Source organism: Shewanella xiamenensis, assembly GCF_014647135.1.
Lineage (GTDB): Bacteria > Pseudomonadota > Gammaproteobacteria > Enterobacterales > Shewanellaceae > Shewanella > Shewanella xiamenensis.
In genome coordinates, this window is sequence record NZ_BMOP01000017.1 from 64,170 (window position 1) to 89,814 (window position 25,645).

General features: G+C 40.5%; 19 protein-coding genes and 2 pseudogenes. 12 read left to right on the top strand and 9 right to left on the bottom strand.

Annotation, left to right across the window (positions count from 1 at the left end; all coding sequences use genetic code 11):
* Nucleotides 1-107 precede the first annotated feature (107 nt).
* The 3 genes from wecA (IEY09_RS14565) (at nt 108) to glmM (ending at nt 3,831) form a co-directional block, all read left to right on the top strand.
* On the top strand, nt 108-1,181 hold the full coding sequence (gene wecA / locus IEY09_RS14565) for a UDP-N-acetylglucosamine--undecaprenyl-phosphate N-acetylglucosaminephosphotransferase (protein ID WP_188871616.1): 1,074 nt from the start codon (nt 108-110) through the stop codon (nt 1,179-1,181).
* Between the two features lie 141 nt (nt 1,182-1,322).
* Nucleotides 1,323-2,384 carry a UDP-N-acetylglucosamine--undecaprenyl-phosphate N-acetylglucosaminephosphotransferase gene (gene wecA, locus IEY09_RS14570; protein WP_188871618.1) on the top strand — a complete coding sequence of 354 codons (1,062 nt, stop codon included), beginning with the start codon at nt 1,323-1,325 and terminating at the stop codon, nt 2,382-2,384.
* Nucleotides 2,385-2,478: 94 nt separating this feature from the next.
* Complete coding sequence (gene glmM, locus IEY09_RS14575; protein ID WP_188871620.1) at nt 2,479-3,831, top strand: phosphoglucosamine mutase; 1,353 nt, start codon at nt 2,479-2,481, stop codon at nt 3,829-3,831.
* A 151-nt stretch (nt 3,832-3,982) separates the two neighbouring features.
* On the opposite strand, the gene hepT is transcribed toward glmM, so the two are convergent.
* On the bottom strand, nt 3,983-4,393 hold the full coding sequence (gene hepT, locus IEY09_RS14580; protein WP_037429284.1) for a type VII toxin-antitoxin system HepT family RNase toxin: 411 nt from the start codon (nt 4,391-4,393) through the stop codon (nt 3,983-3,985).
* Nucleotides 4,386-4,808, bottom strand: coding sequence for a type VII toxin-antitoxin system MntA family adenylyltransferase antitoxin (mntA, locus tag IEY09_RS14585; RefSeq protein ID WP_050991371.1), 423 nt, complete (start codon nt 4,806-4,808; stop codon nt 4,386-4,388). The genes hepT and mntA overlap by 8 nt, the downstream gene beginning before the upstream one ends.
* Before the next feature lie 293 nt (nt 4,809-5,101).
* Here mntA and IEY09_RS20245 point away from each other — a divergent pair, with 293 nt between their 5' ends.
* The 3 genes from IEY09_RS20245 (at nt 5,102) to IEY09_RS14595 (ending at nt 6,846) form a co-directional block, all read left to right on the top strand.
* Nucleotides 5,102-5,254 carry a hypothetical protein gene (locus IEY09_RS20245; RefSeq protein WP_229777950.1) on the top strand — a complete coding sequence of 51 codons (153 nt, stop codon included), beginning with the start codon at nt 5,102-5,104 and terminating at the stop codon, nt 5,252-5,254.
* 78 nt (nt 5,255-5,332) lie between these two features.
* A complete protein-coding gene (locus IEY09_RS14590; protein WP_229777952.1) occupies nt 5,333-6,469 on the top strand; it encodes a type II toxin-antitoxin system HipA family toxin in 1,137 nt (378 codons plus the stop codon).
* Nucleotides 6,466-6,846: a helix-turn-helix domain-containing protein gene (locus IEY09_RS14595; protein WP_229777958.1), complete on the top strand. Its 381-nt coding sequence runs from the start codon at nt 6,466-6,468 to the stop codon at nt 6,844-6,846. Before IEY09_RS14590 ends, IEY09_RS14595 begins: the two co-directional genes overlap by 4 nt.
* Nucleotides 6,847-7,470: 624 nt before the next feature.
* On the opposite strand, the gene IEY09_RS14600 is transcribed toward IEY09_RS14595, so the two are convergent.
* From IEY09_RS14600 to IEY09_RS14625, 6 genes are all read right to left on the bottom strand, one after another.
* Nucleotides 7,471-8,637: a tyrosine-type recombinase/integrase gene (locus IEY09_RS14600; RefSeq protein ID WP_188871623.1), complete on the bottom strand. Its 1,167-nt coding sequence runs from the start codon at nt 8,635-8,637 to the stop codon at nt 7,471-7,473.
* Nucleotides 8,638-9,051: 414 nt separating this feature from the next.
* Entirely contained in the window at nt 9,052-10,566 is a 1,515-nt protein-coding gene (locus IEY09_RS14605; RefSeq protein ID WP_188871624.1) for a hypothetical protein, read from the bottom strand.
* Nucleotides 10,567-10,573: 7 nt separating this feature from the next.
* Complete coding sequence (locus tag IEY09_RS14610) at nt 10,574-13,522, bottom strand: hypothetical protein (protein ID WP_188871625.1); 2,949 nt, start codon at nt 13,520-13,522, stop codon at nt 10,574-10,576.
* Nucleotides 13,515-15,125, bottom strand: a complete 1,611-nt coding sequence (locus IEY09_RS14615; protein ID WP_037429293.1) for a site-specific integrase — start codon at nt 15,123-15,125, stop codon at nt 13,515-13,517. The genes IEY09_RS14610 and IEY09_RS14615 overlap by 8 nt, the downstream gene beginning before the upstream one ends.
* Entirely contained in the window at nt 15,125-15,496 is a 372-nt protein-coding gene (locus IEY09_RS14620) for a hypothetical protein (RefSeq protein WP_037429296.1), read from the bottom strand. The genes IEY09_RS14615 and IEY09_RS14620 overlap by 1 nt, the downstream gene beginning before the upstream one ends.
* A gap of 730 nt (nt 15,497-16,226) precedes the next feature.
* On the bottom strand, nt 16,227-16,601 hold the full coding sequence (locus IEY09_RS14625) for a hypothetical protein (RefSeq protein WP_188871626.1): 375 nt from the start codon (nt 16,599-16,601) through the stop codon (nt 16,227-16,229).
* 548 nt (nt 16,602-17,149) lie between these two features.
* On the opposite strand from IEY09_RS14625, the pseudogene IEY09_RS14630 reads away from it, so the two are divergent.
* The 4 genes and pseudogenes from IEY09_RS14630 to IEY09_RS14645 all read left to right on the top strand — a co-directional run.
* Nucleotides 17,150-17,362 (top strand): annotated as a pseudogene (locus tag IEY09_RS14630) (IS3 family transposase); the annotation flags it as partial.
* Nucleotides 17,363-17,719: 357 nt separating this feature from the next.
* Entirely contained in the window at nt 17,720-18,931 is a 1,212-nt protein-coding gene (locus IEY09_RS14635; RefSeq protein ID WP_188871627.1) for an NnrS family protein, read from the top strand.
* The gene (locus tag IEY09_RS14640; protein ID WP_080612427.1) at nt 18,915-20,324 is read left to right on the top strand and encodes an ammonia-forming cytochrome c nitrite reductase subunit c552; all 1,410 of its coding nucleotides are present in this window, start codon (nt 18,915-18,917) and stop codon (nt 20,322-20,324) included. The genes IEY09_RS14635 and IEY09_RS14640 overlap by 17 nt, the downstream gene beginning before the upstream one ends.
* Before the next feature lie 418 nt (nt 20,325-20,742).
* Nucleotides 20,743-21,777: a hypothetical protein gene (locus IEY09_RS14645; protein WP_188871628.1), complete on the top strand. Its 1,035-nt coding sequence runs from the start codon at nt 20,743-20,745 to the stop codon at nt 21,775-21,777.
* Here IEY09_RS14645 and IEY09_RS14650 read toward each other — a convergent pair.
* Nucleotides 21,763-23,739 carry a nuclease-related domain-containing DEAD/DEAH box helicase gene (locus tag IEY09_RS14650; protein WP_069453170.1) on the bottom strand — a complete coding sequence of 659 codons (1,977 nt, stop codon included), beginning with the start codon at nt 23,737-23,739 and terminating at the stop codon, nt 21,763-21,765. The genes IEY09_RS14645 and IEY09_RS14650 overlap by 15 nt on opposite strands.
* Nucleotides 23,740-23,959: 220 nt before the next feature.
* On the opposite strand from IEY09_RS14650, the pseudogene IEY09_RS14655 reads away from it, so the two are divergent.
* Nucleotides 23,960-24,087, top strand: a pseudogene (locus IEY09_RS14655) (IS256 family transposase); the annotation flags it as partial.
* 75 nt (nt 24,088-24,162) lie between these two features.
* Nucleotides 24,163-25,340 (top strand): IS3-like element ISSba5 family transposase gene (locus IEY09_RS14660; protein ID WP_086024037.1). Its coding sequence is split into 2 segments (ribosomal slippage): nt 24,163-24,421 and nt 24,421-25,340, totalling 1,179 coding nucleotides; the frame shifts between segments, so codons are not numbered across the junction.
* Nucleotides 25,341-25,645 lie beyond the last annotated feature (305 nt).

Sequence of the window (25,645 nt, forward strand, 5' to 3'; positions counted from 1 at the left end):
TCTCTTTCCTTTTATATGCAATTTAATAGATGTTTTGGTGTTGGTTAGTGTAGCAATTATGTTTCATATTGCTTTATGTTTCTTTTTTTTACTAGCTAGTGGTTTTTATGTCAACAAACATCGCTGTTTTAGTTGTTTTTTTAGTTTCTTTTATCAGTTTGTTTGTATTTCGCAAGGTTGCTCAACGGATTGGTTTGGTTGATAAACCGAATGAGCGTAAACATCATACTGGCCAAATCCCCTTGGTCGGTGGGGTGAGCGTATTTATGACCATGATGTTGGTGTTGTGGCTTATTCCTACGCTGTTAATTGAACCTGTTTTGTATGCGAGCTGTGCCTTTATTCTTGTGGTTATTGGGGCGATTGATGACCGCTTCGATATTAGCTTTAAACTTCGGCTAGTGGTGCAGGCGCTTATATCACTGTTAATGATCGTGATAGGAGAGCGCAGTTTATATAATTTAGGCTACCTGATGGGCAGCGAGGCGATATATTTGCCTGAGCCTGTTAGTATTTTGCTGACTATCTTTGCGGTTATTGGTGCGATAAATGCTTTTAATATGGTGGATGGGATTGACGGCTTGCTGGGCGGTTTAGCGTCTGTCACTTTTGGCGGCTTAGGTATTTTATTTTATCTCCATGGTATGTATGGTTTTGCTATTTTTTGTGGTTTGCTGGTTACAGCGATGCTGCCTTATATCATGCTCAATTTAGGTTTTCCGTTCGGGCGGCGGTTTAAGGTGTTTATGGGCGATGCGGGGAGCATTTTTATCGGTTTCACGGTGATTTGGTTGCTGATTGTGGCCAGCCAAGGTGAGCGAGCTACTGCTATTCGTCCGGTAACCGCACTCTGGTTAATTGCATTACCGCTGATGGATATGGTTTGCATCATGATCCGTCGTATTCGTAAAGGCCAATCGCCCTTTAAACCTGACCGCGAGCATTTACATCATATCTGCCAACGCATGGGGCTATCCTCCCATTCATCACTGATGGTGATTTGTACTGCTGCAGCAATAATGGTTGCCGTCGGTATTTGGTCTGAACTTGCCAAAGTTGATGAAAATATTATGTTTTTAGCATTTTTAGCAACATTTGCGTTGTACTTTGGTTTAATCAATAACATCTGGCGTATTACGGCATTTTTGCGTAAAGATATAAAAATTTCTAAATCTATTTAATGCCTTAGTAAAATATTTATCTATTTAATATAAGTGGAGTTATCCGTTGTAGTTTCAACTGCTATAATCCAATGCCATTTTTTAAATAAATTTGATTGGCTTCACTGTAATCATGATGTATCTAGCTTAAGGAAGAGAGTGATGGAATACCTCATACTGCTTTTAAGTGTATTTTGTTTAACTTGTGTTGCAATTAAAGTCTTAAATCCTATCGCACAACGGGTCGGTCTAGTCGATTTACCTAATGAGCGTAAGCTACATGTAGGTGCTATCCCATTAATTGGTGGGATATCTATCTATTGTAGTGTGCTATTGGTCTCCAGCATTGTTATCCCGCAAAGCCAAACCTTTAATTTGTATCTTATTTCTGCTGCGTTAATTCTTTTTCTTGGCGTACTTGATGATAGATACGACTTGTCGGTTCGTGTCCGAATGACTGCACAGGTGATTACCGCCTCGATTTTGATCTTTGGTGCTGGATTACATCTGACTACATTTGGCCATATTCTGTATTTTTTTGAGCTTAAGCTCGGCTATGCTGGCATTTTTGTAACTACTATTGCGGTGATTGGTGCTATCAATGCCTTTAATATGGTCGACGGTATTGATGGTTTAGCGGGCATGCTAAGCCTTGTGACTTTTTCTTCGTTAGCTTTTCTATTCTATTGGGCTGGTAATAGCTGGTTTTTATTACCTTTGTTGTTTATTGGTGCAATCATTGGGTACTTATTATTCAATTTGCGTTGGCCGTTCCCTTCATTAGAAAAGATATTTATGGGGGATGCTGGCAGCATGTTGATTGGCTTAACGGTTGTTTGGTTATTGGTGCTGGGGACTCAAGCTGATAGTAACCATTTACACCAAGGGCAGGTGTTCTCGCCAGTTACTGCATTGTATCTCATCGCGATTCCATTAATGGATATGGTGGCAATTATGTATAGAAGGATTAAAAAAGGCATGTCGCCGTTTAAACCTGACCGTGACCACTTGCACCATATTTTTGAACGTGCGGGTTATAACCGTAAACAAACCTTGATCAGGATATCACTCGCCTCACTTTTGTTTGCTGCGATAGGTATTGGAGCTGATATAGCTCAAATCCCCGAATCAATTATGTTCGTGTCTTTTTTAGCTATTTTTGCTGCCTATAATTGGGCACTTGCTAATGTGTGGCAAATCCTCACTTGGGTTAGACAAGATTAATTTTTAAGGCCCTTTTTTCAAAGCCTACTAACTATTTCAAAAGCCAGCTAATTCAAGCTGGCTTTTTGTCTTTTAGCGTTTTTAAGGATTTTGCATGTCTAGGAAGTATTTTGGTACTGATGGTGTGCGTGGCAAAGTAGGCGAATTCCCTATTACGCCTGATTTTGCGATGAAGCTAGGCTGGGCAGCAGGTACTGTGCTGGCGTCCACTGGCACTAAAGAAGTGCTGATTGGTAAAGATACCCGCATTAGTGGGTATATGCTGGAATCGGCAATGGAAGCGGGTTTTTCAGCCGCAGGTGTTAATGTGGCATTAATTGGCCCCATGCCAACGCCCGCAGTAGCGTATTTAGCTTCAACTTTTAGGGCCGATGCTGGTGTGGTGATTAGTGCTTCCCATAATCCTTTTTATGATAATGGTATTAAGTTTTTTTCAAACACAGGCACTAAGCTGAATGATGCACAAGAGATTGAAATTGAAGCGCTATTAGAGCAAGCACTTGAGCATAATGCGTTGCAATGTGTTGCTTCTGAAAAACTGGGTAAAGTGCGCCGCATTGATGATGCTGCTGGTCGTTATATTGAGTTTTGTAAGGGAACCTTCCCGAATCATTTAAGCTTGGCGGGATTAAAGATTGTTGTCGATAGTGCCCATGGTGCTGCCTACCATATTGCCCCGAATGTGTATCGCGAGTTAGGGGCCGAGGTGATTAGCATTAATGACAAACCCAACGGCGTGAACATTAATGATCATTGTGGCGCAACACATTTAGATAGCTTGCAAACTGCGGTGATGATCCACGAAGCGGATTTAGGTATTGCGCTTGATGGTGATGCTGACCGAGTCATGTTTGTTGACCATAATGGCCATGTAGTGGATGACGATGAGATTTTGTTTATTTTGGCACAAGCGGCATATCAAAAAGGTGAAATGCAGGGCGGGGTGGTTGGTACGCTCATGTCGAATCTCGGATTAGAACTGGCACTTAAACAAATGGATATTCCTTTTGTGCGGGCTAAGGTTGGTGACCGTTATGTGGTTGAACAGCTCAAACAAACGGGTTGGAAACTGGGCGGCGAAGGCTCTGGGCATATTTTGAGTTTGCAGCATGCTTCAACTGGCGATGGCATTGTGGCATCTTTGCAGGTTCTCAAAGCCATTCTAGAGTCAGGTAAGCGTTTGGCCGATATTAAAGCAGGCATGACTAAGTTGCCACAAGTGCTTATCAACGTACGATTAACTTCTTGCTGCCCTGATAGCATTTTGGCTAAAGACTGTGTTAAACAGGCAGTGCTAACCGCTGAGGAAGTTTTAGGGAATAAGGGGCGAGTATTATTGCGTAAATCGGGTACTGAACCCTTAATTAGAGTGATGGTTGAATCCACTGACATAGCCTTGACCCAACAACAAGCTGAATATATCGCAGAGGCAGTAAGAGCGGCATAAGCCAAGAGCGAGAATCTAGGGCGTTGCTTCGCAACTGCTAGGACGGCCTTCGGCCTCTAGGACACCACTACGTGTAGAACCTAGAAGCGAAACGCTCTAGCAGGGTGGAGCCCGTTCGGCTTTTGTTGTAAGCGAAGCGTTCCGTCAACCGTCAGCATCTTTGGTCTACTTTTATCACTTCAATAAATTGCTCAAAATCCTCAAGATGATGATGTACAACATGCACAACGATATCGAGGTTGAGTTCTTGGTAGTCATGTACTGCGATGTTTCTAAGTCCGACCATTTTCTTTAAGTTATCAGCTAGTGGCTGAGTAATAACGTTATTTTGTGCGAGTAATGTAAAGCTATCACGGCTACTCTGGGGGATCCCCAGTTGTTGTTGGCGGTTAATATGATTGGCTATGTCGATACTGGCTTCGCAGCAGCGTTGTAAATTGAGGATAACGCTATCTTGCAAGGTGAAGTCTTGTTTGAACTTGCTGCCATCACCATAGACTTGTTGGATACGTTTTATACAGCGCTTGATGGTGGTTATTTTATTGATAATAATGTCATTCAAAGTGACTTCCCCTGTGATCGTTGGCTGTAGTGTTGGCCGTTACGTCATCAATAATTGCCTGTCTTTCTGCTTGTAGATGTTGGTACATTGAGATGGTCTTCATTGCAAAAAGTTCATCATCTTGTGGCCTTCCCCAAAGTTGCTTTCCTTGGGTGACGACCTGCTGGCATAACACTGTGGATGCCGTGCGTAAATCAACAAGATCAACATCAGTATCTAACGCTGAAGCGAGTTTTTGGGCAAGTTGCCAGCGAGCGATATTGTCTAAGATGACATCGGCGAGTACCGCGATATCGATATCGCTGTTGCAGTGTTGCGTACCCTGTGCATAGGAGCCAAACAGGTAGATCAATTTCAACTGCGGAATGTTGTCTCGCAGTAAGTTGATGATAATGTTTTCATTTAGTTGTTGCATAGGCTCATTGCAGGATTTGATGAATACGGGGTGAGTATATAGCATATAAGGCGCTGTCTCTAGGGCGGCCCTTGGATGCCACTACGTGGTGCTAGAATCTAGGCCCTAGAATCGAAGCGTTCCGTTAACTTCTTCGCTCTGCTTTTTCTTCCCTCCTATTTCTGCGCGTTGTAAGTGTCATTAATTGAGGTTTTCTTGATTTTTGAGTGCCAAAGGTTGCATTAATTCGCTATTTTATCTATTTTTGAGTGCTATAGTGTTCATTAATTGTCGTCTGCTTTTGGGGATAGGTAATGCAAATTTTAACGGTGCAGATGAATATTGCCGGAGAATGGCGTGATGTTGCTATGGTGGGGTTTTATGCGCCAGAGAAGGGTACTGGTGGGCCATGTGTATTAAATTATGATATCGAACATGTCACGTCTTACTTCCATCAATTTGCGTAAACTGCAGTGTGTGTATCGTTACCCGTTGATAATATCCCGTTGCGAAGCCCTCACTGGCATCGTTTTTTAGAAGATATTATGCCAGCAGGCTCCAGTCGGGATTATTGGGTTAAGCGGCTTGGATTGCAGGATTTGCCTAATTTGGAACGGGATTTCCAATTATTGAAATATGGAACTATCGCGCCAATTGGCAACTTGCGTATAAAAGAATCGGTGCCTGAAAAGGCTAAAAGGTCATTACCTGTTACCTTTAGTATCGCTGATGTTAGTGAGTTACAGATTGATTTTATTGAGTATGCACAATCTCGAAGTGCTGCTGCAGGTGGCGCCTCCGGTGCAGGTGGGGCTGCACCTAAGCTATTAGTACGATTAAATGAGCAGCATGGTGTTTGGATTGATACCTTTCAAGATGATCCGCACAATCTCGATCAGCCTTATTTAGTTAAATTTCCAAGGGGTAAAACCACTCTGGATAGCGATATTTTGCGTGCAGAGTATCATTTTTATCATGAACTTACACAATTGGGCTTTGAGACTATTTCCGTTGAGTCGATGAAGCTTATTGAAGCTGAGCGTGGCCCTTCTTTATGGTTGCCACGCTTTGATTACGGTGTTGAGGCGGGAGCAATGGTGAGTTATGGCATGGAGTCGGTTTATGCCATTTTAGGTGAGCCGACAGCAAAGCCTTTGCTACATGCTGATGTGATTAGACGGCTTTTGGCCGCGTTTAATAAAAAAGAAAACTACGGTAATACCAGGACGTTACTTGATGTTGGGGCTGAGCTTGAAGGCAAGAGTGGCATTGAGGCGTTTGTGGTTGAATGGGTGCGAAGAGATTTATTAAATATTGCCTTTGGAAATTCAGATAATCATGGCCGAAATACCTCTTTCATCAAGTATGGAAACCGTGTCCAGCTGGCACCCATTTATGATTTTGCGCCCATGAAGGCAGATTATGAGATGATCACTCGGACCTTTACCTGGGGCGAGGGGATGGAGTTAGGTGGCGTGTATAACTTTCCTGCAATTGCTGAACATTTATCCGATTTACTGTCGCCTAATGATTTGATGAGCGCTTTGAATGAAACTGCCGTGCGTTTGCTTGGTTTGGAGCAGCGTTTACGTCAGCGTGGTGTGCCTGAATCGATTCTTGCGCATTCGGGAATTGGTTTTGCCACGTTAGAAGCGAGAATGCAGCAGTGGGGGCTATTATGACGGTTTCATCTAATGTCGCAACGGATTCGATTGAAACAAAAGGCAGAGGTGGTCGAAAAAAAATTTCGGTTAATCGAAAGCCTTTGACCCTTAAAGATAGGGAAGATTTATTATTAGCCGCTACATTGGATCTCTTTTCGGGGAAAAAGACTCAAGGTCAAGTACTTAAATGGCTGAGAGTTGAGTTGTTAGCACTGAGCCAGGACCAATATGCCAAAATGGTAGGCGTTAGCCGTAAAGCATTGTCTGATGTAGAAAGTGATAAAGGTAAAAACGGCGTTGAGTTGATTAATCGAGTTTTTAGCGGAGTCGGGTTTCGTATTGCATTAATGCCAAAGGATAGTGTAGTGCTAAAAATGGCGGTAGAGGCGATTTAGAAGCTAAAATCTAGAACGCCGCTAACTAGACTACTCTAGCGGCGAAGTGCTCTAGTGTGCTTCGGTTGCCGCTTTGCTAAGGATTACAGCAGGTTCAAAGCGGCTACTGGGCGTCACTACGTAACTCACGGTTTACGGATGACGGTATAAAAGCGGGATCCCCGTATTGATGGCAGCACCTGTACTCTTTTTTCTCAAGTGTTCTATCTACTGCATCTGACTACCACGGAGGGTGGAAATGTCAGATTTTGTATGGCACAAAATTGACCACACGGTTGTTCGCTATCTGGCCATCTTACAATAGATGAGAACGATGGTTACTCAAGCTAATAGGTCTACAGATTGTTACTTATGAGGTTACAATCTGTAGACCTATGCCTTGCTTGAGCTTAGCCTGAGGTCTTCACTAAGTTACTTATCTGGTAATTTGGTTTAGCTCTGTGGAGCGGTAACGCTGTTACTCATTTGATGTAAAATAATCGTCTTGGCGTCAATTCAAATTGCTTTTCTGGTATTTCGGTGACCACATCTGTTAATCGATTTTAGCGTTGTGATCACCGACTGCTACCGATGATTTCGGGATTTCATCCAACATGTGAATACTTACTTATGGCTCAGAATGTTTTACAGCATGTTTTCGTTGCGCATGAGTTTATCAAACGCGCTGCCATCGTTTCGGGATGCGTTTGCAACATAAGGTGCGTAGACATCAAATAATAACCGTGTATCACTGTGGCCAAGCATTTGTGAGATATACAGTGGATTTTCTAGCGCTGCGATATGCAGCACTGCCGCGGTGTGGCGAGTTTCATAAGCTCGTCGACGTTTCAGTCCCGCTTTAATGAGTGTCGGGTACCATAATTTTTTGCTAACAAAATGGGTATCCAGTGGCGCATCTGATTTGCCCGTAAACACAAAGCCTGATTCTGACAGTGCCAAATTTTTAATGCGTTTAAAGGCATCGTATACCGTGTCACACATCTTAAGATCACGCCGAGATTTTGGTGTTTTCACATCACACACTTCCCCATTCACCCAGTTTTGCCGTATGCGAATTAAGCGGTGATTAAAATCAACATGTTGCCACTCTAATCCATGTATTTCACAGCTGCGCATGCCGGTCCAAAAGCGAATGATGAAGTAATCTTTCCATTCCTGAGGAATGTGGGATAGAAAAAGTTTAACCTCCTTTATGGTCATGGGATGAGACTCAGCCTTTTCTTCTTTAAGTGAGCGATAGCGTCTCAATGGGTATTCAAATTTATATTCTTCTGCAGCGAGGCTCACCATTGAGACGATGGGCCACAGTAAGTTATTAATGCGTCGATTAGATAATTGACGGGTATTATCTGCTTTCAGCATTTGCATTAACTGCTGGCGATAAAAATCAACCTGCGATAGGGTGATCTCATTCATCAATGTATTGCCAAATTGTGGGATCAGATACTTATCTAAAACGTTTTGCATGGTGTTTCTATAGCTATTTTTCCACGTCGCCTTTTTGCGTTCAAACCACTGATAAGCAAAATCATTGAAAAATGGATATTCACGATCAGGATGTTTTTCACGCTGCAACTGCTCAAATTGAGTGACTTTTTTACTTTTGGGAAAATAGTCACGGTATTGAAAGCAGCCTAACTCTATCTCAGCGTTCATTTTTTTGAGCGTAGTTTTGGCAGTAGCAAGATTTTTAGGTGTGGCCAGCATTTTTGTGCCTTCACGAAAACGGCAGCCATAAAGATGCATGTCGAACTGAATACGCCCATTTGGACGTACACGAATATGAGCCATAGGTGGCCTCCATCAAATAGCACTGTCCCTATCCGATGGAATTCGTTAGAATTTCGCCATCGGCTGGGGTTCGGTTAATAGCGGTTCGCAGCCGGTACGGGGGAGAGTGGTTGCCGCCACTCTCTCCCAACTGCTTGTTTATTCGGTTAACCGCACTTTTACATCGCGCAACTCAACCTGAAATGTCCCTTTCCCAATAGTTGCGGCTTGCCTACTATTGGTTAAAAACACACCTATCAATATAACTAATACTGTTTGTTTGTCCAGTGGTTTGTTTTAAATTGCTGCGCTTTTTAAATTGACCATTTGCCAATGAAAATTGTTGAGCACTCTTACGGAAGCTTGTTGCCGTCATTTACCTCCCCCATACACAACCACACATAACCGTATTCAGTTTAAGGTTTGGGACCTGACTTAATCATCGGCAAATCCATATTCATCGATAATGGCTAAATCGCCACTGTTATCTGTGATGTTTTTTGAGTGCTTATTGTTCGGTTTAGGTGCTAAATCAGGATGAGTCGTTGGCGAATAAACACCAGCGTTCTTGAGTTTATCTTCTGTTTGGGTTTCTGTCGTGTCGGTGTATTGCGCATGCGACTCCATGTCATTAACTGGGGCATCAATTTCTGCTGGCACATCGCTTGGTTGTTCGGCAAATAAATCAAGTTCTCCTTGGCGCGATGGCGGCAAAATGTACCGGTCATCGTAAGTGTTTAGGTACTCGTTTTTCAATTTTAGGTATGCAGATAACAATGATTGTTCTGATACTAAGTTAAGGCTATCAAATGGTGCCATATCTTCTGGCTTGTCATAGAAATTGAGTTTCAGTTCACCATTTTGATTTTGAGTTAACGTAATGCGGATCTCGCCTCCTTTGGCGAAAATTTTTAACTTCATGTCTTTGAGAGTGCGAGGTGAATAAGAAAACAGCAATGCGTCGTGATGATGAAGGTGCTTGACGCTCACTTCGCGTATGAATTCCCTGCGTCCTGGCAGCATGCATGAAAATAGTCTGTTGTTGTCAAACAGTAGCATCGCAGTATTGAGCGATCTAACGCTGGTTTCTTTTAAGATCATATTATTTAACTGTTTGAAATCGTATAAATTAGACGCAAATTCAAGGAGTAACCTGCTCTCCTGCGTTATTTTTTGATGAAATTGATCTATGCCTTCCAGAGAAATACTTTGCGTGTGTTGGTCAGTTTTAAACGTGAGTAGTTCACCCTCTAAACAAAACGCTATGCTGCCTGTTTCAGAGTTCATATACAGCGTTTTAAGTGTTTGGCTCGCGGCCTCAGTCAAGGGGAGGGTATGAGGTAAGTCGATATTATCTTGTAATCGTTTGGTCGTGACTTCACCATTTTTCTGAAAGCGGATCTCTTTTTCATTTTTTCTAAATTCAACAAAATCAAAGGGTATGAGTGAATTGGTTGAATTGATAATGTCAACAATCGAGCGTCTGTTCAGCTCATGATAAGCACGTTGAGTATTGGCCACCTGATATTGAATATGATTTTCATGAGCATCGTCTAATTCAAAACGGGACATTGGGAAATGTATCGAATCATCAATCTTTTTGTCGTCTCTGAGTAATAAACAATACTCGATATTGATGTATTTACCATTTTTGTACCTGAGTTCAAAAATATACTGATTGGCTAGGGTATTAAACTCTTGCTGCTGCTCTTTCATGCACATGAAAAAATCGAAAGGGATCGAAAATTCGGCGTTCTTCAAACCATGGCCTTTTTCGAGAGGTATTTCGATTTGTCCGTATTGACCAGGGGCACCACCAATAAGGAGCATACGGCTGTTATCGCTGTCGATAAACACACTGATACATGCATCCGAATGATGTTTGTCTAGTGCATTTATCATGTTGATAAACAAGGGGGATTTGCTTTTCGAAATTATTAATTTTGACATAATACTCCTAGTTAGTCTGTTGAAAATGTGAGAGAAACAGCTGTGTTTGTTGAATGACAAATTGCAGATCCGCTAACTTAGCGTGCTGCTTATGAGGGGTTAGTTTGGTTTCACTCAATTTGGGCGTCAGAGTGATGGTCAGTTCGCTTTGACCAACAGGTTGTTTTTGAAGTGTTATTGTTTCACCCGATTGAGCAAAATTGTCTTTTAACCTGTTTAATAGAATGTCGATTTTTGTTTTTCTGTTCACAGTCAACACAAAGCTGGGCGTTAACCAGCGCCAGAGTGGCTGACGAAATACTGCTGCAAAATGTCGTGCATTTTTGACATTACACGCCAAGGTTAATGTCAATGCTGGATGTATGCCGTTGCTTAGCACGATTGCTGGCAAATTACTGAGCGCTGTGATTTGCGCTTTGGTCATCGGCAAGGATTGATATTTGCCTGGAGATTGCGAGATTTGGCTTAATAACGGCCAGTTAACCTCTTTTACTTTTCGCATTTCAAGAAATAGATATTGAAGAAAGTCATAAGAAATTTTGTTGGCGTTACCAAGCCATTTTTGATGATATTTGACTGTGTCTTGTGCAATCGAGACTGTATGAAAATCGCTGAGCGGCTTTTGGGCGACACTATTTTTATTCGTCTTAAATAGATGTTGTCTCAGTGCTGTCTCTGTGAGTAAGACGTGGTTTTGACGCTTCTGGTTAATGCTTTTTGATTGGTAATCAGTGCTGATTAAAGCGAGTTGACGTGATAGATCATTTGAGTCGTGTTTTAACCCCAGTAAATATCGCAATTCACTATGCGAGAATGCTCGAGGCTGTGATTCTCCAAAGCCTGGCCGATAGAATGGGTAAAGCCAGTCTATATCGTGCAGATAGGACCAGCGAGTTGTTGCATAGTACTCGTGTCCGATTTGACGAGTTATTTCATCGAACAAAATCCCATCATTGCACAGTGAAAATGGTTGCCCTTCAAGCCAATAGTCAAATCGCGCAGCAAGCACGTCTCCATGCAGTAAGCGCTTTATTTGCTCAGTATTCGTGGTTTGCTGTGGCGGCAGATTGTATGCAAGGTGTAGTGCTTGCAGCATAAATAAATGTACACCGCTATGACGCAGGTGATGAAACCGCGCTTGCTGGCCGCATATTGCTTTGATGCATTTAGTGACAGGTAATAAGTATTGCAACTGCCGTGAATGGTATGGCTCTTCTGTGAAGCCGATCAAATGCTGGTGAGGTTCACAAAGTTCACTGTTTTTTATCACAATTCTGACTAGAATCGCGAATTCTTCCGGTATGACGGTATAAACAACGCGTGAATGTCTGCTTTTAGTCTTCCCCTCCTTAGTATTTGTGATATTGAAACGAAATAGTTGTTTATTAGCGGGATCAACAAATACATCCTTTAAACGAAGACGCAGTAACTCTCCTCGGCGCAACATTGCGAAATAGCTGATAATGACAGTGACTGCGCAAAATAACCTCTGCAATAACCCCCCGTAGGGCGGCGCGATGAGCTTTGCGACGATTTCATGCAACTGTTCTATTGAGATCCGAAACGGATCAACCCCGGGAGGGCAGAGTGGTGGTTCGAATTGGCTAATGTCTAAATGGTCTGTGAGTGATTGGTGACGCATAAAGCGAAAAAAATACAGCATGATCAGTTGCTCTGTTTCAGTCGCTAAATTGTCATAAATGTTGTGGCTCCATTGTTGTAGTAGCTCTTGGTCGATCGCTTGGTCATAACTGAGCGGGCTCGTGAATTTTAATTGAATATTGCAGTATTTTTTGATTGTGCTGTCTGCGAGTTTTTGCTTTTTTACCCCACCGAAATTGATGAGCTCTAAGGTGTATCGATAGAGCATTGTTGGCAGGATATTGTCTACAGGCCAATGAGTTAGCTCGTGGGCACATTCTGTAATCGTATTGCGATTGTTTTGCAGTTCGAGATGCGGCCATTTCTTCGATGCTTGATGGGCTTTAGGTATTGCGGTAACTGCCATTTCGTCATAATCGATGCCATAAATTCTCGCTAATTGTCGTTGTTGGTCCTTATTGTCAACCGAGACTAAAGGGGTTGCGACATGACGTTCTGGGTAACTAATATCTTTTAAGAATGTGGGAACGACATTATCGCGATAGTGCCAAACGGCTTGAAAAAGGTGCTGGTAATGACGAGAAACCTGAGTTGATATGGAGAATGACGTTAATAAGTTATCTAATCCTTTTAGCAATTGCTTTTCAGTTAGCTGGCTATGCGAATATGCTTGATATTCCGTCAATGATTGATAGACAAATAAGGGCAGGTGATACCGGCTTGATTGTGGTAAACCGTCTTGGTTTGATGGCTTGTCTAAGTGATTGATATTAAGATATGTTTGTCTTTCAATACGCTGAATACTGTCTTTGTCGTTAATGATGTTGACGAGATGAGCAATCGTTAGCGGCGCAATTTCAAGTGCAATAATCAATGCCATAAACTCAGCTGACAGTGCGGATCGCTGTTTCAAGAACTGAGCTTTGAAGTTTTCATACTCTGTTTGCAGTTTAAATGCATCATTTGCTTGAGCAGTGATGCGTTCATACCATCTTAAATCAGGATCAGGCCAAGGCAGCTTTTCAACCTCAGGAGTTTGCCATTTCAGTGCTTCTTTGAGGTAGACAATAATGGCTTCTAGCGCACTTTTATATTGACGTTGCTTGCCTGTCGGAACCGAGCTGATGATTTTGTTGATGACCTGTAAATCTTGAAGAGTGATTTCACGCCTTTGGAGTTGGCAGATTGATATGTGATTCGGCTTTTGAGCTGAAAGGCTTGAGACTTTGAGTGTTGGGTTAGGCCACTGGTTGAGCACCCTGGCAATGGCATCTATGCTAGCGTTAGACAAACCATGACGTTGGTGATAATTATAAACTTCAACAGGGTTTAATTTGTTGAATAAACTAGACATATTTCAACTCCTTTAACCCGTAACGAGCTGGCAGACTATCGAGAAATAAGTCTTGTTGTTTCATGCTTGCTGGAAATACATGGTCACTGCCCAGATGTTCACCGTACTCCGCGTGTCCCATTAAGCGATCAATTTGGTGTGTTGTCAGTTTGTGGATAATGCTGGTAGCTGCACTTTGCGCAAATTGATGACGCAACACATAGGGGACAATGCCATTGGCTCTTTGATATAAAAATTGTCGCAGCGATTTTGCTGATATTGCAGTCGCTTGATTATTTTCATCATATAAACTCCATGCCCAGGGAAGATCATTGATCAAATTCAGCTTGGAACTGAGTTGTTGTTGCAACGAGATGTAATGCAGAATTTGTTGTCTAAGATAGTCACAAATTCTGATTTCGCGTTGAAAGCCTTTATCTGATACTGTCGTTCGGCGGTAATCATAGTGTGATTGTTTATTGATAGATATAGCATGGGTAGGGCGCATGCCAGTAAGCAGTATAAATAACAGCGCAGTATGGTTAGCGCAGAGATTGTGATAATGAATTAAAGCGGCTTGACCGGCTTTGTTTTCAGGTTTAGATGAAGTTATCTCGTCATGAAGATGACTAAAAATCGCAACAATCTTACTCTCGGGTATAAGTCGAGTACTGCCGTAGCACACAGACTCGTCTGCGTATTTTTCTAGGTCTTCACCAACCCATTTACTATGAAAACTCACACCCACTTTTGAGCTTGTAATGTCAGCAGGAATGTTTCTCTTGGCGTTATCATTTAATAGTGAAATGTTGGGCAGTGTGGCTTTACCTACTGTAGAACTCGACGAGAATGTGAGTGTCAGCAGTTTGCTCACACCTAGAGAGTTTGCATGAGTGAATAATCGGCTGAGATACCGATCTTGTGCGTGAAATAGCTCTGCTCGAACTTGTTCACTGTTTTTTTGCTGATAAACCGCGGCATGGCGATGGTGCCGTATATCTGTAGGTAGTAATAATGATTTAGTTAAACTGGAAAGTTGATTATCTTTTTGAATACAGTGAGTTATGTACTTAAAAAACAATTGCTTTCTTATCGCTGGAAAGTGTTCGATCTCAGCAGGTTTTCGCCATTTGGCCATGAGCAGATTAAGCAATTGTTGTTTTTCAGCTGCCGTTAGCCACGGCACGTTATAGCTGTGATTGCTAATGAAGGGTTTGAAAATGTGGATTAAGCTATTAGGGATGGGTTGCCATTCGAATTTTTTATCGCCTTTTTGAGTAATGGTTGCACGCGCGTAATAGGTCCAGGACTTGCCATCCTCAAACTTGTGATTTTTGAATCGATGTGCTTCGCATGTATCACTATTTTTCACTTTGTGACAGTCGGGAATATCATCTACTGTGAGAGGTTTTTCATTGGCGTGCAGGAGAACGTCATCTAACTGCTGAGTAAGCCACAAATACAACAAAACAACTAATAACTTGCCTGAGTTGGTTTCATGACTCTGTTTTTCGGCTTGGTAAAACATCTTCATTAACGCTGTGTTAGTACCGAGTCTATCGGGCATGACACCGCCGGAATTTTTTAGCCTATGACTTTTAGCATTAGCTTGTAGCTTTCCCATTACTCATATCCTTTTCTGATATCTGAGGTATGAATCGCGCTGGGAGAGAGTTGCGCTAAGTGAGCTAGTTGCATTTTAAATACAACTGGGGATTCTGCTTGTTTTGCCGCTTGAATTTGATGAGCCTGCGTAATACGGCATCGTGTAGACTTTGGGTAAGATAATGAGGGTGTAAGCGTGTTTAATGTGCTGATGACATGTGGAATAGTGCTTTCATTTAACGCTATTTGAAGTGCAACAAAGGAGTCGGAGGTGCGGTTCTGCGGGGCGCACTGTTTAACCTTTTCATTTGCCCGCAGTCTCACAAGTGCTGGGTGTTGGTGCTGTGAAAATAAATTGGGCAGTACTTTTTTAGATTTCTCGATACTCATAACCAAGCTCCAACGTCCAAGCCTTTAGATTAAATCACAAAAAAATGGTAAATATCTTCAATTCATGAGCTAGTTTTGTCACAGGAATAGTTTTTTATTTATGTTTTTTTAATTTTAAGTTTTTTAATTGGCCTATTGAGTGCATTTAAGCAGTTGCATTAATCATGTTGCTTCCAGTTGTTGACACTATTTATTAGTTATATTCTGGTTGTAAGGTGACTATTTATCCCGTTATTCCATAAAATCCTGCCCATCAGAAGAATAAGATGATAAGTACGGCTTTGGTAAGCGTATTTGTGCATCTTAAATCATCAGTTCTATCTTGGGAATAGGTTGGAGTGCGTTTATTGGTTAGAACTACAGAGGCAATTTGCTAACATTGAATTCTACTCTTTGTGAAAATTAAATTGGACTGTTATCTATTTTGTTGTGGCTTTTGTGAGATGAAGTTTTTTAAGGTTACAAAATAAAGTTTTCTATGGTTACAGAATAAAGTTTTATAAGGTCACAGGATAAAGTTTTTTAAGGTTTCAAAATAAAGTTTTCTATGGTTGCAGAATAAAGTTTTATAATGTCACAAAATAAAGTTTTTCAAGGTTACAAAAAAATTTTTAAGATTGTAGGATTTAAAGTGTCACTCTGAAATTTTAAAGAACATTAAATGTAAAATGCCTAATAGTGTTGAGATGGACTAGGTTTTCGTGAAAACGCTAAAGAAGAAAGGGTAAATTTAGCGTATAACAAACTGATCTATATGGCTCATAACTATCTTGAAGTCATTGATATTTCTGTTGAAAATGACATCTATTGGCCTTGTGCCATTAAAAGGTTCATTATGGTTGACCATGTTCATAAACCCATAAATATTTTCAGGGTTACTAAAAAACGCACTTAACCCAGCGTGAATATTCAGTATATAGCTGATCCGTACTATTTGGTCTTGACTGAAGTTCACCTTTTCAATATCAAGGTTGTTATACTTTTCTGGTAACTTTAGCAAAGTCTGAATTTGCTGCTGGTTGCAGTTCCATTTTTCCAATATCAGCAAGGCAGCTCTCATTCCAACCCTTACTGAGGTGGATTCGTTACAATTTATTCTTTGCATACTCTTTCCTCTGTATTAATCTAATAGCTTGTTACGTTGTAAAATTGAATCTTAAGCTTAAACCGATGTTTAGAGTTCTAGTTCTTAAGTTCCTATACCGCAAACCTAATGAAGGAATGCTCATTTTTAACATGAACGACTAGATTGAAGTCAGTTTACATTGATATCTCATACATAGAGAACGTATGTCAATGTTTGCTTCATGAATTCAGTGTTATACTCTAAGCTCAAAGAGTATGTTCACGTGACTGAGCGTAAAACACAACCATTTATATAGTGTAATTTGTATATGTAAGAGCTAGTCTTATTATTAACAACGATAGCTTTTATGCAGGTTAAGTATGTGTGTTGAATATGATAAGTTGGTAGAGGAAAAAAAGAGACGGCAGTTGGTTTATGCAGAGCTTGTATTGAGTGGAGAGAAACCTTCATGTTCACGGCCAAAATCTAGCTCAGAAAGCCCTAGAAAAAACAAAAATTTACTAAAAATCCCTAACTTTAAATTTTAGTCAATGGAAATGAACTAACTAGATTGCCGAATGCCCTCTGCGTGTTGGAATAATGCAGTTGTTGAGCGTTTCTTTGGTAGTTTGAAACACGATTGAATTTTTAAAGTTGCTCAACCAACAAGGTAGTTTATGAAGCAAGATGTAACGGCTTACATGAAATATTACAACTTGGAGAGACTTCATTCTGCTAATGACGATCTGTCAGCTGTAGAGTTTGAAAATTCTCAACTAAAAGTGTCTAGTTTGGGTTGACCAGTACAAGGTGAAACGGTCTCCATAAAATGGCCTACCTTGACGAGGAGTTATCGGATGTTCCTGCAACTATATATTGATATTGCAAGTCATCGTTACATGCAGAGCAAGCTATAGCAGATCTATTTTGTTGACTCACTGTGAATATACTGGTTGAACAGTAACCTGAACTTATGCAATAACGCCCTTTGAGGACGTAAAGTTTGCTTTGTTCGCTCTCTGTAGCAAGTTCACACATTCATCTTTGGGATCTTAGTTCCAAAATTTAAGATTGGTTTGAATTGAAGGTCATAACAGCTCAATGTAAGATGTATAGTTAATGCATCTTATCTCACGTCTGCTACTAGGCTGAAAACTATGCTAAATATTGATGATCCTACACAAACCGAACGAACTCATGCGTTATGGCGACTTGGCTTTAGACCTTTTTTTCTTGGGGGAGCAATAGTAGCTGCGTTATATATCCCTTTGTGGTTAATAACTTGGTTTACTCCTCAATATAGTTTTTTTCCTTCGTCTTTTTGGAGTAAAGTATTGCCCCTATGGTGGCATCCACATGAAATGTTGTTCGGTTTTGCAATCGCAATTGTCTGTGGTTTTTTACTTACTGCTGTTCAAAATTGGACAAATCAACCCACATTAAAGGGATGGCCACTTGCATTGACCTTTAGTTGTTGGTTGCTGGCAAGATTATTACTTTTACTCCCTATTCAAATTCCACTCATCTTACCTGCATTGTTTGATTCATTGTTTCTTGGCTTGGCAAGCCTTACCCTATGGCGCTGTATTTATAAGGTTAAGCAATGGCGTAATATTGGTTTTCCAATTATGTTGTTTGTTGCACTCGTGATTAACAACATCAGCTATTATGCTCTATTTGAACGTGACTTTATCCTTGCCAATCAAATTTGGCAGGCCATGTTATGGTGGTTAGCCTTACTTATCACAATTGTTGGTGGGCGCGTCATTCCGTTTTTTACTGCTATGCGCATTAAGGCAACCAAAGCTGAACCCTTAACTTGGATTGAGTACCCACTTATCGTGGCTATGATCTTGCTTGTTATTCAATCACTCATTCATTTCATCCCTCTTGAAGTTGAACGAGGCTTATTGTTGATTGCCGGGCTTTTGCAGCTTGTCCGATTTGCACGCTGGTTACCCCATAAAACACTGAAAGAACCCATGTTGTGGTCTTTGCATATTGCCTATTTAATGCTACCAATCAGCTTATTATCTATGAGTTGGTATCTTGATAATGAATATGCTTATCGCAGTTTGCTTCATCTATTTGCTATTGGTTGTATGGCCACGCTCTGTCTTTCGATGATCTCTAGAGTGTCACTCGGGCACACAAGTAGAAATATTTATGAAGGCCCTAAGATGATGTTAGCTTTTATTTGCCTACCGTTAGCTGCGGTGTTCAGGGCTCTGATGGCTATTTGGTTTCCCGCGCATACTCAAGTCTGGTTATGGGTGGCGGCTAGTTGTTGGTTTATCGCATTTGCACTATTTGTATGGCACTACTTACCAATACTCACCCGACCCCGTATTGATGGGTGCCCAGGTTAATAGTGATATTATGGAAAAAGGATATAAAGTGAAAAATTCTTTAAAAACAGCGGCATTACTTAAATTTATTGGCTTATCTTCTATTGCGATATGTACAGCTGTTGCGGCTTCCGATAATAACAATCAACAAAAATATCCTAACCAATATCAATCTTGGCAAGCCACATCCGAACAAGTTGAACGCGAGGATATGCTCGCCAATTATCCTGCCAGTATCATACTCTGGGCGGGTTCTTCCTATGCCAAAGAGTACCATAGCCCACGGGGACACCATTTTGCCGTTGCCGATGTTACTCATACTTTACGTACCGGTGTGCCCCCTAAAGCAGGAGATAAAGGTTTATCAGCCAGTTGCTGGACCTGTAAAACGCCTGATGCTCCAAGATTAATCGAACAACTGGGATTTGAAGGATACTCCGCCAAAAACTTTACGGATCTTGGTAAAGAAATTCAAAGCGTTGTGTATTGTAGCGATTGCCATGAATCTGGCACTCAGAAATTAGCCTTACCTCGCCCTCATGCGCAAGACGCGATGGCTAAAATTCACCTGCCATTCGATAAACAAGATATTAATATGCAAGGTGCGCAGGTTTGTGGTCAATGTCATGTCACTTACTATTTCCGTCCGGAAAAAAGTAATGTTGTTAACATTCCTTGGATATTTGGCAATACCGCTGATGATATTGAAAAATACTATGATACTCGCCGCTTCTTCGAATGGATCCATCCTCTTTCAAAGACGCCGATACTCAAAGCACGGCATCCTGAGTTTGAACACTGGAGTCGCAGTAAACATGCCGAAGTCGGTGTTACTTGTATTACCTGTCATATGCCAACCCAGCAGGATGCAAAAGGTGTTGAATTTACTAGCCATAAAGTTGATAAAGCTTTACCGCACTTTGATAATAGCTGTAGTAGCTGCCATAGCAGTAAAACCAAAATTGAAACCAAGCTCGCGGCTAATAAATTAACGATTGAGACCAAAGCCCGCGAAGTTGAAGCTCTGCTCGTCAAAGCCCACTATGAAGCCAAAGCTGCATGGGATGCTGGTGCTAAATGGGAGAACATGAATGAGCCTATTATGGCGATACGCCACAGTCAGTGGCGGTGGGACTTCGCGATGTCTTCACATGGTTTGTATGCACATAATCCAGAGGAAGGTAAGCTGCTTTTAGATAAAGCCATCGAACAAGCGAGCGAAGCACGTCATCTGCTGGCTGGAATATTGAAGCAACTTAACGTGACCCAAGTTAGCTATCCTGATATCAGCACTAAAGAAAAGGCCCATCAAGCGATAGGGTTAGTAGAGGCCGATTTAATTAAAGAAAAACAAAAGTTTATTGAGAATGATGTTAAGAAACACTGGCAACCAGTTAGTCAATATGGTTATTAGTAAGCTTTCGTATTATTAGAAGGGCGTTCGTAATTCAACATCAGGCTAAAATTAAATGTCTAAGTATGCTGTCTAAACGCACTTTAAACTAATACCAGTTACAAGATGTATATTATAGTCTCCTACACTTGCTACTTTTGAAGGCTCTCATTCAAGCAATTTTCAATAGAGCAGGTTGTAGGATAGCTGAAATTGCATTATGTTATTGGTCTATAATTGATTGTCAGAATTTCTCGCTTAACTCATATGTATCCTCGAGCGAGGCTGCCCCCTGGTAATAAAGTCCTTAATACATATTTGTGAGTGTGATTAATGAGTTAGTGTTGAGTTGTTTATTGTAACCTTCAAATGGATATAGGTCAGAGTTTCTGGTCCAGAACTCGTAAGCTAAATTTCTAAAATCAAGAGACCCAAAGAAATGTCATCTTTCATTGAAGCATATAAAAGAACAGGAAACTCGATAATTGCCTATAAGCAAGTCGTAAACTGTGATGATAAGTCTCTGCAAGATATAGTCAAAGGCTCATTTTCATCTTTAGAGCAAGTTTTCGAAGAAGTGGATTTTTATGTATCAACTGAAACTAAACGCGGGATTCTTAAAAATACAAGCAAAATACTAGGAGGCATTGTTTCTCTCGGTGGCTCTTATATGCTTGAATTGCATAATAAGCACTATTCTGATATCAACGAAGCTATTTATAAGCCAGCCTGTAATATAATTGAGTCAATTGAAAGAGAAACTAATGAATGCCTCTCTTTGATAGGGGAGCAACTGACGGAGGTAAATAAAATACTCAAGCCAGTTGGAAGCATCCTCGACTCAAGGATAAGCAGTGAGCCAGCAATTCGACACTCTGTAACTCGAATTAATAAGTTTAAAACTGGCTTTAATACATCTTTGAATGCGGGTTTCGGAGGACTAGTGGGCGGTTCTACTGCGCTTGGCGCTTGGGGGCTAGTTTCGTTGATTGGTTCCGCATCTACAGGCACAGCAATATCATCCTTGTCCGGTGTTGCGGCTACCAATGCTACGTTAGCTTGGTTTGGTGGAGGGTCACTTGCTACAGGGGGGGCGGGAATGGTTGGTGGATTTTGGGTTTTAGGAGGTATTGTTGCAGCTCCAATAGTATTCTTCTCGACGAAGAGCGCTTATAAAAAAGTAGATACTATCAAAGAAAAGAAAAATAAACTGACTGAAGAGTCAGGTAAGCTTATTAAGCTAACGCAACAAGCCTTGATTCATTTAATAGAAGCTAGAGTACAACAAACAAAAATAACTACTTTGATTGCTGAGTATGCCCCTAAAATACAGGACGAATTAAAATTATATAAGTTTCATCGTTCATTCTGGAAAGACCTTTTGGGCTATAAAATGAACGCAGAACAAGAGGAGCACTATAATAACTTAAACAAACTAGCAAGCGAGCTTCTAGATAAACTAGGTATTAAATGAGTTTATCATACGACTGCTAAAAAATTCCGAAAATTGGCTTTCGCTGCTTACATCTAAGACAATGAGATTTTCCACCGCGCGTGTTATTGATGTATATACTACTTCAGGAGTATCCTTTTGGTCCATTAGATAAAAAACCGTTTTCGATTCTAATCCCTTAAAACTGTGGATCGTTGATAGTTTTATAAGACCACTGTTAGCGTGAAAATGGTTCTTCTTAATGCGCCTAGCTCGTTCTATATCAGAACGCAATTCTTTTTTCTTATACAAATATTTATGTAATTCATTTTCTGACATTAGCTTGAGTTGTTCCAATGAAAGTGTATCATCGTAAACCGATATCATTTGATATAATTCTTGATAGGTTTCAAACATACAGTGAGTTTTCTCTATTTCTTTAAACTTTTCGACTAACTTTCTGACGATGTAAATATTTGATGATAATATGACAACGTCATTAGGATTAAAGTTATTAACTCTGATGGTTTTTTGAATAATTTCAAAAGATTTATTTTCCCAATCACCATTACATTGATGAAATTCTAATATTTCAAATGTAAATCCTTGTTGTACAGTGATAGTTTCCATTAATTCTGAATCTGAATACTTTTCAATTAGATACTTTGACTGGTAGTCTTTGAATACTTGGCTGAGGGGGGATTCTAAGCTGGTCCGGTATGAACGTTTTAACTTCTTCCAACTTCCAAATCCCTGTGCAATTACTGCCGAACGCTTATCATCTCTATCGTAAATATTTTGGGATTCATCAGCAAAAAGCACCATTTCCCCTTCAATTGAAAGAAAGTTATCTCTTAATATCTTGACCCATTCACTCTCGAAATCCTGAACCTCATCAACGAGAATTGTTTGGTATCGAGTTAACTGATAATTTTTAAAACAGTCTACTTTATATAAACCATCTAGGCTGAAACGTTCTATTAAATCAGAGATATCTTGCTCACTAGCGTTCAGTTGACTGTTATAAAATTGGTGGTAGTTGGTAACCGAAAAATTTTGTTCATCACGGTAGCCTAATATGTCACTAATCCTGTCTTTTATTAGATTTTTAAGGGTAATGTTGAACGTTATAATAAGTACTCTGTCCTGATGTCGCTCGTGCGCATTAACCGCTCTTTGGGCGATTATTGTTGTCTTTCCGCAACCAGCAACTCCTTTAATTTTTTCCATCCCTACGCAACTTATTGCCAACTTAGCTTGTTTGTCGTCTAAGGAAACGGCTTTACCTTGCTTTAATACATATTCACTCGGCATTAAGCGACGTTTCAGATCGTCATATACTCTATCATCGAATATTGCATTAGATTCATAGCTTTTGATTTTACTTACTAATTTTTGAGACTGTTCGCCAGAAAATATCATTGCCTTATCACGCGTCATACATTTTTTTATTCGAGATAACCCTTCTGCACATCTGTTATATGTGTCGACACTAATACTGCATGTACGCTTAGCATTGAAAAGTTCATTGGTTTTCTTTCTCAAGATATTTTCGGCTGGTCGATATAGTGAGTCTACTTTATTTTTATCAGCTTTATGTAAATACACAAATGGTTGTACTAGATTAAAAAAGAATCGATTGCGTAGTTGCCCTAAACCTAAGGCAGACAAGTGTAGCTGGTACAAATTATTCTTATAAGTAAATGCTTGTGACTGAGGAGACGATATTCTGGATTGCCCATTAGTGTATTTGACGGACCATTTGTTAAAGCTATCTATTTCATAGTTGTCCAGATTGTAATCTTTTACTTCAATTACAAATATCGCAACTCCTTCTCTAATAATTATAAAGTCAGGTCTGTCACCATCCAAAAAAGGATTAAAAAATACTTCAAAACTATCGTCTAAGTGTTCTTCTAGGTAATTGAGGAGATGTTGTTCTCCTTCAGTAGGTTTGACTTTTAGTCGCGAGATATTTTCAATGGTAGGATAAAAATTAGCCATATTATTGCCTTGCCATAATTATAGTCTAAATAACACATATACAATGACAGTACGAGAATCTCTAAGGTATTCTTACATTAAATTAAACACATATTCGGCCATTGAGAAAAAAAGTCAATTGCGAGAGAGCAAAAAGATCTGTGTAAGTGGCATTTTATCCATGTATTTGATAGACCAGCTTATTGAATAATTATTAGCTGATTACAAATCTCCTCAAGACCTGCTTGGTGAGCTGGGTATCCTAAAGTAGTTGACTCAAAAGCTTGCTGAGCGTGCTCTTGAAGCCGAGCTGGAGCAGCATCTTAGTTATGCTAAATATATGATGCGGCTGGTAATAATACTGGTAACTTGTAGTGGCACACTAATTTTGGCCACCTAAATAGAGGTGATATTATTACCTCGTAGATGACTTTAGGTGAACACATGAGATCGACAACCAGAAAAACATTTAGTGCTGAATTCAAACTTGAAGCAGCCCAATTAGTCCTCGATAAAAACCATAGCATCATCGAAGCTGCAAAGGCGATGAACGTAGGTAAGTCCACTATGGATAAATGGGTGAGACAGTTAAAACTAGAACGCCAGGGTGGCACGCCAAAAGCATCTCCGATTACCCCTGAACAAATTGAAATCCGTGAGCTGAAGAAGCAAATAGCTCGTCTTGAGGAGCACAATCTTATCCTAAAAAAGGCTACCGCTCTCTTGATGTCAGACTCGATGAACAATTTACGCTAATCAGCGCACTCAAGCAGAGCCACTCTATTCTCACAATTTGTAATGCATTCAAAGTACATCGAAGTAGCTATAAGTATTGGCTAAAAAGAAAAGAACATATTGATGCAGACTTTACTATTTTATGCAGTGAAGTGAAGGCCGCACATCGTATTAGTCATGGCTCTGCCGGTGCTCGAACGATAGCGCAATTAGTGACTAACAAAGGGATTGGTCTCAGTCGTTATCGAGCTCGTAATCTAATGAAAAAGCTTGGGTTATTAAGCTGTCAGCAGCCTAAGCATTCTTATCGAAAAGCGATACAAGAGCATGTTGCAATCCCCAATACGCTTAATCGACAGTTTGCAGTAACTCAACCAGATCAAGTGTGGTGTGGCGACGTGACGTATGTTTGGGTCGGTAATCGTTGGGCCTATCTAGCTGTTGTTTTAGACTTATTTTCCCGCAAACCTGTTGGATGGGCTTTGTCATTATCACCAGATAGTGAGCTGACCTGTAAAGCTTTGAAAATGGCATTTGAGTTAAGGGGGAAGCCTGAGAATGTGATATATCACAGCGATCAAGGTTCACATTACACAAGCTTGAAATTCAGACAATTAATATGGCGTCTTCAGATTGAGCAAAGTATGAGTCGTCGCGGGAATTGTTGGGATAACGCACCAATGGAGCGTTTCTTTAGAAGTTTGAAATCTGAGTGGATACCCGCAAGTGGTTATGGGAATTTTACAGAAGCAGATAAAGAGATCACAAATTACATCACTGGATATTACAGTGAGACCAGACCCCATCAATATAATGGTGGGTTAACGCCAAATGAGTCAGAACGTTTATATTGGAATGACTCTAAAACCGTGGCCAATTTTACTTGACCACTACACATTTGAATCAAAAATCGCGTTGGATAGGGTCTTTGCATCCATGCTGGATGATTACGGTATTTCCAAGGGGATGCCACATGGATTTTTCAAAATCGAAAAATCCATCATTTCTTTCCAATGGTCATCAAGTGATATCGTGGAAACAATGTTGGCTAAAGTAGGTGGGGAGGGCTTTGTTTCCTAAATCAGTTGAACTAAAACCATAGCTGGTGATCTGATCGGCATAGCCTATCAACTCACCCATCAATAGTGTCAAAACCTCGCTATAAAACAACTAACTGGAAGCAATACAATCA